The sequence below is a fragment of the Williamsia sp. R60 genome (assembly GCF_054063855.1).
Genome location: NZ_JBSSGR010000001.1, coordinates 1 through 11,781 on the forward strand (window position 1 = coordinate 1; position 11,781 = coordinate 11,781).

13 protein-coding genes are annotated in these 11,781 nt (G+C 65.2%); 11 read left to right on the forward strand and 2 right to left on the reverse strand.

Translation table 11 applies throughout. The annotated features are described in order from the left end of the window. Nucleotides 1-420, forward strand: a 420-nt coding sequence (locus ACVWY6_RS00005) for a mycothiol-dependent nitroreductase Rv2466c family protein (RefSeq protein ID WP_457535441.1), incomplete at its 5' end; no start/stop codon positions are given. 98 nt (nucleotides 421-518) lie between these two features. Further along, on the forward strand, nucleotides 519-1,319 hold the full coding sequence (locus tag ACVWY6_RS00010) for a HugZ family pyridoxamine 5'-phosphate oxidase (RefSeq protein ID WP_400721008.1): 801 nt from the start codon (nucleotides 519-521) through the stop codon (nucleotides 1,317-1,319). Here the strand turns inward: ACVWY6_RS00010 and ACVWY6_RS00015 are convergent. Next, nucleotides 1,316-1,486 (reverse strand): hypothetical protein, encoded by a 171-nt coding sequence (locus ACVWY6_RS00015; protein ID WP_457535444.1) that lies wholly within the window; start codon nucleotides 1,484-1,486, stop codon nucleotides 1,316-1,318. The genes ACVWY6_RS00010 and ACVWY6_RS00015 overlap by 4 nt on opposite strands. Beyond that, nucleotides 1,483-1,794, reverse strand: coding sequence for an SDR family NAD(P)-dependent oxidoreductase (locus tag ACVWY6_RS00020; RefSeq protein WP_457535446.1), 312 nt, complete (start codon nucleotides 1,792-1,794; stop codon nucleotides 1,483-1,485). The genes ACVWY6_RS00015 and ACVWY6_RS00020 overlap by 4 nt, the downstream gene beginning before the upstream one ends. Nucleotides 1,795-1,903: 109 nt before the next feature. On the opposite strand from ACVWY6_RS00020, the gene ACVWY6_RS00025 reads away from it, so the two are divergent. From ACVWY6_RS00025 to panD, 9 genes are all read left to right on the forward strand, one after another. Beyond that, nucleotides 1,904-2,884: a histidine kinase dimerization/phospho-acceptor domain-containing protein gene (locus ACVWY6_RS00025; RefSeq protein WP_457535448.1), complete on the forward strand. Its 981-nt coding sequence runs from the start codon at nucleotides 1,904-1,906 to the stop codon at nucleotides 2,882-2,884. A gap of 82 nt (nucleotides 2,885-2,966) precedes the next feature. After that, nucleotides 2,967-4,766, forward strand: a complete 1,800-nt coding sequence (locus ACVWY6_RS00030; RefSeq protein WP_457535449.1) for an ABC transporter transmembrane domain-containing protein — start codon at nucleotides 2,967-2,969, stop codon at nucleotides 4,764-4,766. Beyond that, a complete protein-coding gene (locus tag ACVWY6_RS00035) occupies nucleotides 4,763-6,577 on the forward strand; it encodes an ABC transporter ATP-binding protein (protein ID WP_457535451.1) in 1,815 nt (604 codons plus the stop codon). Before ACVWY6_RS00030 ends, ACVWY6_RS00035 begins: the two co-directional genes overlap by 4 nt. A 187-nt stretch (nucleotides 6,578-6,764) precedes the next feature. Then, nucleotides 6,765-7,070: a phosphopantetheine-binding protein gene (locus ACVWY6_RS00040; protein WP_457535453.1), complete on the forward strand. Its 306-nt coding sequence runs from the start codon at nucleotides 6,765-6,767 to the stop codon at nucleotides 7,068-7,070. A gap of 8 nt (nucleotides 7,071-7,078) precedes the next feature. Further along, entirely contained in the window at nucleotides 7,079-7,951 is an 873-nt protein-coding gene (locus tag ACVWY6_RS00045; RefSeq protein ID WP_457535454.1) for a sugar phosphate isomerase/epimerase family protein, read from the forward strand. A gap of 32 nt (nucleotides 7,952-7,983) precedes the next feature. Beyond that, nucleotides 7,984-9,573, forward strand: a complete 1,590-nt coding sequence (locus ACVWY6_RS00050) for a (2,3-dihydroxybenzoyl)adenylate synthase (protein ID WP_457535456.1) — start codon at nucleotides 7,984-7,986, stop codon at nucleotides 9,571-9,573. A gap of 114 nt (nucleotides 9,574-9,687) precedes the next feature. Next, nucleotides 9,688-11,031: a lysine N(6)-hydroxylase/L-ornithine N(5)-oxygenase family protein gene (locus ACVWY6_RS00055; protein ID WP_457535457.1), complete on the forward strand. Its 1,344-nt coding sequence runs from the start codon at nucleotides 9,688-9,690 to the stop codon at nucleotides 11,029-11,031. Continuing rightward, the gene (locus ACVWY6_RS00060; RefSeq protein ID WP_457535459.1) at nucleotides 11,012-11,272 is read left to right on the forward strand and encodes an MbtH family protein; all 261 of its coding nucleotides are present in this window, start codon (nucleotides 11,012-11,014) and stop codon (nucleotides 11,270-11,272) included. Before ACVWY6_RS00055 ends, ACVWY6_RS00060 begins: the two co-directional genes overlap by 20 nt. A 36-nt stretch (nucleotides 11,273-11,308) precedes the next feature. Continuing rightward, nucleotides 11,309-11,716, forward strand: a complete 408-nt coding sequence (gene panD / locus ACVWY6_RS00065) for an aspartate 1-decarboxylase (RefSeq protein ID WP_023960166.1) — start codon at nucleotides 11,309-11,311, stop codon at nucleotides 11,714-11,716. The last annotated feature ends 65 nt before the right edge of the window (nucleotides 11,717-11,781 follow it).

Consider the following 11,781-nt stretch of genomic DNA (forward strand, 5'->3'; position numbering starts at 1 on the left):
CGGCTGGGTCGTGTCCTGGCCGCAGCGCATGACAGGGCCGGCGACAGCGCACTCGGACCGCTCTACACCGCCCTGGGCCAGCGTGTGCACCACCAGAGTGCCGACGTCACCACAGCAATGGTGGCCGAAGCGCTCTCCGAGTGCGGCCTCGATCCCCAGCTCGCCGACAGTCTCGACGACTCCACCTACGACAGTGCAGTGCGCGTAGCTCACCAGGAAAGCCAAGACAGTCTCGGTGACTCTGGTGGTAGCCCGATCATGTGCATCGACGGCCAGTGCTTCTTCGGGCCCGTAATGACTGCCATCCCCGACGACGGCGAGGGCGTCGAGCTGTTCGACGCCCTACAGACACTGTCGGCAACGAGTGCCTTCGCGCAGTTCCAACGACCACACAGCGGACCGCCAACGTTCAGTTCCTAAGAACGTTCCCCAGAGTCAGGGGCTGGAAGATCAGCGCGTGACGCTGCAGGTCGTCGAGGGTTGACCCGGTCAGGGTCCGTTCGAGTAGCGTTCGGCGTATGGCTCTCGATCACGGTGACCCCGGCGACGCTCCTTCTGTGCCACCTCCACTGGCAGACATCGCCGACACCACGCGGCCGTCTGCGGCAGAGGAAGCGCGAACGCTTGTCGCGTCGACGAACATCGGCACGCTCGCCAGCCTCACCGCAGAGGGCGACCCGTGGGCCTCGTTCATCACCTACGGTCTGCTCGACGGGTCGCCGGTTCTGTGCGTCTCGCACATGGCCGAACACGGACGCAATCTCGCGGGCAATCCCCGGGCCAGCATCGCGGTGGTGACGCCGAACGCCGAGGCGGACCCGTTGGCCAGCGCCCGCATCACGCTGGCCGGTCATGTGGAGAAGCCGAGCGAGGCCGAGTACGCGGCAGCGCGCCAGGCGCACCTGGACGGAGTGCCCGCTGCGAAGTACTACGTCGATTACAGCGATTTCTCCCTCTGGGTGTTGCGCGTCGAGCGCGTGCGGTGGGTAGGCGGGTACGGCCGCATGGACTCGGCATCCGCCGAGGCCTATGCCGCAGCGTCACCTGACCCGGTGATCCCCAACGCGGCCGGCGCGATCGACCACCTCAACAACGACCACCGCGACTCCCTGCTCGCCATGGCCCAGACACTCGGTGGTTTCCCCGACACCACCGAGGTGACCTGCACCGGCGCCGACCGCTACGGACTCGATCTACGCGTCACCACGCCGCGAGGCGTGGCCTACACCCGTGCGGGGTACGCATCGCCGATCAACTCGATCGACGAATTACGTTCGGCCACGGTGGAACTCGCACGCCGCGCACGTACTGCTCACTAGTTGATGAGCTGTGGATAGAGCGTCTCGATGCCGGCCGACAGGCCGGCCTTGACGTTCGCGCTGATCTCGTCGGCGATCACCTCGTAGTCGCCCGCCGCGAGCCCGTCGTACGCGAGCCGGACGATGTCGGCGGGATCGTTCTTCTCCGCGTCTACCGCGGCGGTCATCGGGGTGTCGGTGTAGCCGAGGTGCAGCCCATCACGTGCGTTCCCTGCGCCGCGAGTTCGATCCGGAACGAGTTGGTCGCCGACCAGAACGCGGCCTTGGACGCGCTGTAGTCCGCGGCGAGTCCGATCCAGCTCAGCACCGAGTGCACGTCGAGGAATGCTCCTCCGCCGTTCGCTGCCAGAACCGGCGCGAATGTTCGCACCACCTGGATGGCGCCGAAGAAGTTGACCTCGAAGGTCGCGCGGATGGTCTCGATCGATGTGGTGCTCAGATTGTCGCCGCCCAGGATTCCGGCGTTGTTGATCACGATCGTGGTGTCGCCTGCGAGTTCGGCGGCAGCTCGGATGGACCGGGCGTCGGTGACGCCGAGTGCAAAGGTTCAGTCCCCTCTTACCTTCGTGGACCACACTGGGATCGTGATCGTCAGTCCGTTGCGTCGCCTCCAGCGTCGAACCGCCGTGCGTCGTCGCGGCGCCGGGCGCGCGCCGCGACGTTCGTTGCGCTGGCAGATAACCGTGCTGGCAGGGGCGGTTGTGGCGGTGGCCGCCGCGGTGATGGCCCTGGCCGCTTATCTGGTGGTCAGCGACGGGCTGAACGAACGTGTCGACGACAACCTGAAGTCGCGGGCTCTGTCGGTGACGACCTGGGTGAACCAGGGGATCGAGGTCGAGGACCAGGCATCACTGGAGATGGTCGCGCAGACGATCCGGTACGGCGACAACGGCATCTACTTCGGACTCGTGCTGCAGAACGGGCTGACCGTTCGCACCGGTCCCATTCCGATCGGGCCCGGTCAACGGGATGTGATCGAGGGCAAACAGGAATCGTCGCTGTCGAATGTCGACGGTCATCGCGTTCTCGCCCAGAGGCTCACCGATGGGGTCACGCTGGTCCTCTCCAAAGACCTGACCTCCACGCAGGCAGTGCTGACCCGGCTCGCCTGGGTGTTCGGCATCATCGGAGGGTGCGGCGCCATCCTGGCGGGGGTGGCGGGTACAACGGTCGCGCAGGCAGGCCTTCGCCCGGTCGACCGATTGATACGAGCATCTGAACGGGTTGCCCGAACCGATGATCTCCGCCCGATCCAGGTGGCCGGGAACGATGAACTGGCCGGGCTGGCCTCCACGTTCAACACGATGCTGGCCGCGTTGTCGGATTCGCGTGATCGGCAGTCGCAGCTGATCGCCGACGCCGGCCACGAGCTCCGGACCCCGCTCACCTCGTTGCGGACAAACCTCGAGTTGCTGATCGCCGCGAGCAAGCCCGGTGCGTCGGCGATGTCCGAAGAAGACATGGCAGAACTGCGGTCGGATGTGATCGATCAGATCGAGGAGTTCTCTGCGCTGGTCGCTGACCTGGTGGACGTGGCACGGCCGCCGTCGATGGGGCGTTCCTAGGGTGGTCGCGGCTACTTAGGGCGCCCTAAAATTTTCGGCAGGGGAGTCGCTCGGGCGCCCGAAGGTAGGATAGCCTAATCATGTGTTGAACTCTGGGCGGTCCGATCGGCTCACGATCGACACCGGCTCGCGGCTCCCGGTGTTCTTCGTGCCGCCCGCAGAGCCGGTGCGCAGCAAGCAGATCCGAGTCGATGCCGACACCACACCGAAAACGTTGGTCATCCGCACCATCTTCGGGGCCGGGAAGTACACAGTGCCGGGCATGATCCTGATGGTCGGGCACTTCGTCGGTGAAGCGCTGGTGCCGGTGGTCATGGGATTGGCGATCGACCGCGCGGTGTCCACCGGCGATGTCGGGTCGCTCATCGCCTGGGTTGTCGCACTGGCTGCCGTATTCCTCCTCCTGTCGCACACCTGGCGGTTCGGTGAGCGTCTGACGATGTACGCGCACGCTCTGGTGGAGCACCAGTTCCGGATGCGGGTCACCGATCGTCTTCTCGACCCTCGGGGGATGGCCGGCCCGGCACGACTGCCGGGCGTCTCCCTCAACATCGCCACCTCCGACGTGATGCGATTGTCGAGCGCTGTGTTCATCGCCGTCTTCCCCATCGGGGAACTCGCCGCGGTCATCGTGGCGGGCGCCGTCCTGCTGTTCATCTCCTGGCCGCTCGGGCTGGCGATCCTTCTCGGGGCGCCGACCCTCCTGTGGATTCTCGACCTGGCGGGTGGACCGTTGCGGGCGCGGACCGAGCACGAACAAGAACTCGCCGGCGACGCAGCGGGCACGGCCGCAGATCTGGTCGCCGGATTGCGGATCGTCAAGGGACTGGGTGCCGAACCCGAGGCCGGCCGGCGGTACCGGGTGGCCAGCAGTCGGGCGCGCGTCGGTGCAATCCGCGCTGCCGGATCGCAGGGCACCTACATCGGCGTGATGCAGATGGTCTCCGCGTTGTTCGTTGTGGGAGTGGGGATCGCGGCGGGCCTGATGGCAGTCGAAGGGCAGATCAGCTTCGGCGAATTGATTACGGTCGTCGGACTCACCCAATTCGTGATGGGGCCGCTGAACGCACTGGGGACCAACTTCGGCGCCCTCTGGAACAGTGCGGTTCCCTGCGCCAAACGGGTGCTGTCGGTGTTGCAGGCCGAATCGGCGATCGAGTCGGGGTCCGTCCGGAACGCCGAAGGTCCGTTATCCTTCGACGATATGACGGCCGGGCCGGTCGCCGGATTGACCCTCGAACTGCCCCCGGCGGGACTGGTCGCGATTGTCTGCGCCCCTGAGGAAACCGAAGCACTCGTCGCCGTTCTCGCACGCAAGAAGGCACCCGAGTCCGGCGTCGTGAGGCTCGGTGATGTGGACCTGTTCGACCTCGGCCACGACGTCGTACATCAGCTGGTGCGAGCAGTGCCGCACTCTGCGGATCTCTTCGAGGGTTCGGTGCTCGAGAACATCGAGGCCGGTGTGGACGACGATGCCGCTGACCGTGATTCCCGCGTCACCCGCGCGATCTTCGCGGCCGCCTGCGACGACGTCGTCGAGGTGTTGCCCGCGGGCCTCGACACCCCGGTGGGCGAGGCCGGCCGCATGCTCTCGGGCGGGCAGCGCCAACGTGTGGGTCTGGCCCGCGCGTTGGCCGCGGAGTCGAAGGTACTGATCCTCAACGACCCCACCACAGCAGTGGATTCGGTCACCGAGGCCACCGTCGCGCGGCGGCTCCATCTCACCCGTGAGGGTCTGAGCACGGTGGTGTTCACCAACTCGCCGGCGTTCCTTGAAGCGGCCGAACACGTGGTGATCATCTCCGGTGGGTCACTGGTCTACCAGGGCGATCTGGCCGGCGCGGGCCTGCTGCCCGCCGGATCGACCGGGGCCGGCCGATGAGCGCCGCGACCGGGGATGTGACACCTGAGGTCTCGACGGAGAAACTCGCCATTGCGAACTTTCGCGTCACGATGGGCTACCTGGGCGTCGAGGTGCGCAAACAGATCTGGCCCCTCGTGCTGCTCGCCGGGATCATGACGGCTGCAGCAGCACTGGGGCTCGTCACGCCGAGAGCTCTCGGGGAGATCGTCGACATCGCCGACGAAGGTGGCGCCACCGGCGAGATATGGCGCCTGGCCGGGGTCATGGCCGCTTCGGCGGTGGGTGCCGCGGTGCTCGCCGGACTCGGAGTCCGTTTGTCCGCGAAGATCTTCGAGACGATTCTGGCGCATCTGCGAGAGACCATGCTGGCCGCCTCGCTGCGGCTGCCGCTTGCGCGCGTGGAGGCCGCCGGCAGTGGTGACCTGGTGTCGAGGGCCACCGACGATGTCAGCACCGTGAGCCAGGCCATTGGATCGGTGGTACCCGCCCTTCTCACAGCCACTTTCACCATCGTCGTGACGTTTGTCGGCCTGGCGCTGCTGGATTGGCGTTTCCTGTTGGTTCTCGTGGTGGTCATGCCGGTCTATGTGAACGGTGTGCGGATGTTCCTGAAGAAGGCGCCCGCGATGTTTGCCGCGGAACGGGCTGCCACCGCCGAGCGGGCCCATCACGTACTCGGCTCGATCCGCGGGTTGGACACCGTGCACGCATTCGAGTTGTCGCGGTCGCTGAACGGCCGGATCGAGCGTCATTCCTGGTCGGTGGTCCGCTGGTTCATGCGTGCGATCGTGCTGCAGAACCGACTCGGCGCCCGCATCAACCTGGGCGAGTTCGTCGGCATGACAACCATTTTGATCATCGGGTTCGTGCTGGTCGGGGCGGACTCGCTCACCGTCGGCGCAGTGACCGCAGCCATGCTCTATTTCCTGTTGTTGTTCGACCCGATCGGACGGGTCATGTTGCTGGTGAACGACCTGCAGTCCGGCGCAGCCGCTCTCGGTCGCATCGTGGGCGTGATCGAGGAGGCGGACTGCGCGGCGACCACCACGACGGCCGTCGACACCCGGCCGGCCCGGCCTGCGCCGGGGGTACCGCTGGTGGAGATCCGCAACGTCAGTTATTCGTATTCGCCGGAGCACGAGGTGCTGCACGACATCTCGCTGTCGATCGCGGCGGGAGAACACATCGCCGTGGTGGGATCGTCGGGCGCCGGGAAGACAACACTGGCCACCATCGTCGCCGGTATCCACATGCCGTCCGAGGGACGTGTGCTGTTGGGTGGCAGGGACATCACGTCCATCGACCGCACCGAACTGGCGCGTTCGACAGCGCTGGTCACCCAGGAGGTACACGTCTTCAGCGGAACGCTGGCCTCGGACCTTCGAATCGCCGCGCCGGACGCCGACGATGATCAGCTCTGGGCCGCACTGGATCTTGTCGATGCATGTCAGTGGGTACGTGCGTTGCCCGATGGCATCGAGACGGTTGTCGGCGAGCAAGGGCACCACCTCACACCGATGCAGTCGCAACAACTCGCCCTGGCCCGGATCGTTCTGCTCGACCCCGAGATGGCGATACTCGACGAGGCGACCGCCGACGCCGGCAGCGCAGGTGCGGGTGTCCTCGAGGCCTCGGCGGAAGCGGCCCTTCGTGGACGCTCGGCACTCATTGTGGCGCATCGCCTGAGCCAGGCGGCTCGCGCCGACCGCATCGTCTTCATGGAACGCGGACGGATCGTCGAAGTGGGTACACACGCCGAACTCGTCTCGCTCGGAGGCCGTTACGGCAACCTCTGGAGGGCTTGGTCTCGGGGCCGCACGCAGAGCTGAGCTTGGCCCACCTCACATTTCGCACGCTTCCATAACTCGCCAGATAAGTATAGGCTTAGTTGTAAGCGCGGCGGTACGATGTGTCGCCCCATCGTCGGAGTCGATTGCGACTTCTCGCGCCTGACATGGCGGCAATGCCGTTGTCCCGGTGGCGTTTCGCCCCGACATTGCGAGTGAGGAGCTGCAGTTGAGTCAGCAAGGTGTGTTCACGAGTTTGTCGGAGGAGCAGATCGTTGCCGACATCGCGGGAGCTCTCGGCATGGCTCCCGCCGAGGTCACGCACGACCTGGATCTCCTTGACGCCGGTCTTGATTCGATTCGGTTGATGTCGTTGGTGGAGAAGTGGCGCAGCGCGGGCTCGGCCCACGTCGACTTTCCCGTGCTCGCCTCCGATCCGGTGGTCGGCACGTGGATCGAGGTCCTGCTGTCGGGTCTCGTGTCGGCGGAAGCCGAGACGAGTGCTGACGACGCCGGCCAGGGCGTTGTCTCATGAAGATGTGCATGGCAACGGTGTCTCTCGGCGGCGGCCTCGAGGAGAAGATCGATGCGATTGCCGCCGCCGGGTTCGACGGTATCGAGTTGTTGGATGCCGACCTTCGGGAGTCGGCGATGTCCCCGGGCGAATGTGCTCGCCGCTGTGCGGACCTCGGATTGACCATCGACCTCTATCAGCCGTTCCGGCGAGCCGAAGGCGTGCCGCACGACGAGTTCGGTGCTGTGCAAGCTCGTTTTCGACGCGAGCTGGAGGTGATGCGGGAGATCGGTGCCGACTCCATACTCGTGGTCTCCAACACCGATGATGACGCCGACAGCAGCCGTGACCTGTCGGTGGCACAGCTGGCGGCGCTGGGCGACGTGGCCGCCGAGCACGGCGTGACGGTGATGTTCGAAGCTCTGGCGTGGGGTACCCACATCAGCCGGGTCGCAGATGCTTGGGAAGTGCTGCAGCGCGCCGATCATCCGAACCTGACCCTGGTGGTCGACACGTTCCACCTGATCGCCCGGGGTGAGGACATCGGCATCTTGTCCGAACTCCCAGCCGGCTCGGTGGGATTTCTCCAACTGGCCGATGCGCCTTTGCTTTCCACGGACCTCATGCAATGGAGCCGTGGGCATCGCTGTTTCCCCGGTGAGGGGCAGATGGATCTCCTCGCCCCGATCGGCACCGTCCTGGCATCGGGGTATGACGGGCCCCTCTCGCTCGAGATCTTCAATCCTGGCTATCGCGAACGCGATACGCACGAGGTGGCCAGGGCCGGGGCAATAGCGCTCGGCGAGTTCATCGATGAGCTGGGGACAAAGGCGAACACCCCGTCCTCCACGTGGACAGACGATGGCGTGCAACGCCTTTCGGCACAGGTGGGTTCGCTGTGAGCGGGCTGCGACCGTTGGAACTGGACGGGGTCGTGCCATATCCTGCCGACTTTGCCGCCCGGTACCGCGACGAGGGTTACTGGACCGATCAGACGCTGTCCGAGATGTTGTTCGAGACGATCGAACGGTCGCCCGATCAGATCGCGATCATCGCCGGAGACACCCGGATGACCTATCGCGAGCTCGGGGAGCGGACACTGGCGTTCGCGGCGGGTTTCGAAGCTCTCGGTGTCGGTCGTGGCGACCGTGTGGTGGTGCACCTGCCGAACGTGCCCGACTACCTGCCGATCCTGTTCTCTCTGTTCGAGCTGGGGGCGGTTCCCGTCCTTGCCCTTGCCGCGCTGCGCAGGCATGAGATCGAGTACTTCGTGGGGTTCACCGAGGCGGTCGCCTATGTCACCGTCGAATCCCACGCCGGCAACGACTTCGGGTCACTGGCGAGGGAGCTGAGACAGTCGTCGGCGGGCCGGCTCCACACCGTCGTCTTGTCCGAGGACGGCGCGGGTGGCGACGCGGAGCAATTGCTTTCAAGCGGCCTCGCGGCACACCGACGCAGATCCCTGCCGTCGGACGTCGCCTTCTTGCAGTTGTCGGGCGGTACCACCGGTCAGCCCAAGGTGATTCCCCACACCCACGAGGACTACCTGGCCTCCGTCCGGGCCAGTGCGGACATCGGCGGGATCACCGATGGCACCGTCCAACTGGTGGTCCTGCCGATGTGCCACAGCTTTGCGATGCGCTCGCCGGGGTTCCTCGGGGTGCTCTACAAAGGCGGCACCGTGGTGCCCGCCCCGAACGGAAGTCCCGACGTCACGTTCCCTCTGATCGAGCAGCACGGCGTGACCGACGTGTCGGTGGTCCCACCGCTCGCGCTCGTGTGGCTCAATTCGTCGCTCAAACGCCGGTATGACCTGCGAACTCTGAAGGTCCTACGGGTGGGTGGGGCCAAGTTCAGTGCAGAGGCCGCCCGCCGGGTGCGTTCGGAGCTCGGTGCGACCGTGCAGCAGAGCTTCGGGATGGCCGAAGGGCTCACCACCTTCACCGGGCTCGACGAGGACGAAGAGACGATCACCACCCGGCAAGGCCGCCCGACGCTGGAGGCCGATGAGGTGCTGGTGGTGGACGACGAGGGACATGAGGTGCCCCTCGGCACCTCCGGCCATCTGCTGACGCGCGGACCGTCGACCATCCGCGGTTACTACCGCGCGCCCGAGCACAACGCCGTCAACTTCACCGCCGACGGGTTCTATCGAACGGGCGACATAGTCCGCGCGGACGAGCGCGGCTACCTCACGGTGGTGGGGCGGTCCAAGGACCAGATCAACCGGGGCGGAGAGAAGATCGCACCCGAGGAGGTCGAAAACGTCCTTCTGACATCGGAATCGGTTCACGATGTGTCGGTGGTCGGAGTGCCCGACGAGCTGCTCGGGGAGCGCACCAAAGCGTTTGTCATCCCACGGGAGGGAAGCGACAGGTCGGCGCTGTCGCTCGCGGCAATAAGGAGATTTCTCACCGACAAAGGTCTTGCCGCGTACAAGATCCCGGACGTCGTGGAACTGGTCGACGAGTTCGAACGGACCGCGGTGGGCAAGGTCAGCAAACGCCACCAACGTGCACGCTGACTTCACATTGTACTTAAGTTAGCCTATACTTACCCGAGTGAGATGTGAGGTCGTGAACCCAATGATCGTTCGAGTTGTCGGTTCCGCTGGGAGCCCGGCAGGAGGAGTCGCTTCATGACCACCGATGAGAGTGCTCCGTTCGACGTGGTGGGCGTCGGTTTCGGACCGGCGAACCTCGCGCTGGCGATCGCGATCGAGGAGTACAACGACCGGGCCCGTCCGGCAGACCGCCTGACGGCGAAGTTCGTGGAGAAACAGCAGCGGTTCGGCTGGCACCGGGGCATGTTGATCCCCGGCACCACCATGCAGATCTCCTTCCTCAAAGACCTTGCCACCCAACGGGACGTCTGCAGTCCCTACTCATTCCTGAAGTACCTGTCCGAGCGTGGCAGGCTGACGGACTTCATCAACCAGCAGAGCTTCTTTCCCACCCGGCTCGAGTTCCACGACTACCTCGAATGGGCGGCCGCCAAGGTGTCGCTGCCCATCGCCTACGGGATCGAGGTCAGCTCGGTGAACTGGACCGGCGACGTGTTCGAGGTCCAGGTGCCGGGTTCGGTCCCGGTGCGCGGGCACAACGTGGTTCTCGCGGGCGGCCTGCGTTCCAAGGTGCCCGCGGGTGTCACGCAGAGCGCGCGTGTGTTCCACAACCACCGCTTGCTCGAGCACCTCCGGGAACTGCCGCGCATGCGCCACCAGAGACTGATCGTGGTGGGTGCCGGACAGAGTGCTGCAGAGGTGGCCGCCTATCTGCACGAGACGTATCCGGAATCCGAGATCCACGCGGTCTTCGGCAAATACGGGTACACACCTGCCGACGACAGTCCCTACGCCAACCGGATCTTCGATCCGGACGCTGTTGTCGACTTCCATCAGTCGTCCGACGAACTCCGCGCGCAACTGCTCAGCTATCACCGTGGAACCAACTATTCGGCAGTGGATCCACCGCTGATCGAGGAGCTGTACCGCCGCGAGTACGGGGAGAGGGTGTCGGGGCGCCGGAGGTTGTTCGTACGTGGTGCGTCGGAGGTCAGCTCACTGGTCGAGACGGATGACGGAGTATCCGTGCAGATCCGCCATCGACCGTCCCAGGGCGTCGACGAGTTCAGCTGCGACGCAGTCATCTTCGCGACAGGTTTCGAACCGGTCAGTCTTGCCGAGCTGCTCGGGCCCCTGGCGGCGGCCTGCGATGTGGACGACCAGGGCCGCCCCGTCGTGGACCGTGAATACCGGGTGACCACCAGCGGACGCATCAAGGGCGGGATCTACCTGCAAGGCAACACCGAGCACACCCACGGCCTCACGTCGACCCTCTTGTCGAACCTGGCAGTGCGTTCGGGGGAGCTGGTGGACTCGATCGTTGCCTCGGTCAGGCGAACCGAGGCGGAGGCCACCGTCCACATCACTTCTGAATCGAGCGAGCAGAGAGAAGGCGACTTTGTCTACCAACCCCTTTGATGATGACGAGGGCACGTTCTATGTGCTCGTGAACGATGAAGAACAGTACTCACTGTGGCCGACGTTCGCGGAGGTACCGCAGGGCTGGCGGATCGTCCACGGAGCGGACGGCCACGCCGGCCGGCAGGAGTGCCTCGACTACGTCGACGAGCATTGGACGGACATGCGGCCGAAGAGCCTGCGTGACGCCATGGATGCGGACGCCACGGATTCGCGGGCACGCCACAGCGTTTCTCACTGAACAACTCACAGCATCTGACGAACCGAGGACAGAAACATGCTCCGCACTCTGGTGAACGGTAAGATCCACCGTGCCACAGTCACTCAGGCCGACCTGCATTACGTCGGCTCCATCACGGTCGACGAGACGTTGATGAAGGCCGCCGATCTCGTGGAAGGCGAAAAGGTTCAGGTCGTCGACGTCACGAACGGCGCGAGACTGGAGACCTACGTGATCACCGGCGCCGCCGGTTCAGGGGTCATCTGCATCAACGGGGCAGCGGCTCATCTGGTGAACCCGGGTGACCTGGTGATCATCATGTCGTTCCTGCAACTCGACGAGGCCGAGGTCATCGTGCACGAACCCAAGGTCGTCCACGTCGACTCGGACAACGCGATCGTGGCTCTGGGAAATGATCCAGCGCAACCGGTTCCGGGTGCGACCGATCAACTGTCGAGCCGTTAGACACGATCGACGGCCGTCTCGCATCGGCGAGCGCAAGGGAATGTGGTTTGGCGATGGGACGTGGC

Coding starts and splice junctions, on each gene's coding strand:
- ACVWY6_RS00010 (WP_400721008.1), top strand. CDS start 519: ATGGCTCTCGATCACGGTGACCCCGGCGACGCTCCTTCTGTGCCACCT.
- ACVWY6_RS00015 (WP_457535444.1), bottom strand. CDS start 1,486: ATGACCGCCGCGGTAGACGCGGAGAAGAACGATCCCGCCGACATCGTC.
- ACVWY6_RS00035 (WP_457535451.1), top strand. CDS start 4,763: ATGAGCGCCGCGACCGGGGATGTGACACCTGAGGTCTCGACGGAGAAA.
- ACVWY6_RS00045 (WP_457535454.1), top strand. CDS start 7,079: ATGGCAACGGTGTCTCTCGGCGGCGGCCTCGAGGAGAAGATCGATGCG.
- ACVWY6_RS00055 (WP_457535457.1), top strand. CDS start 9,688: ATGACCACCGATGAGAGTGCTCCGTTCGACGTGGTGGGCGTCGGTTTC.
- panD (WP_023960166.1), top strand. CDS start 11,309: ATGCTCCGCACTCTGGTGAACGGTAAGATCCACCGTGCCACAGTCACT.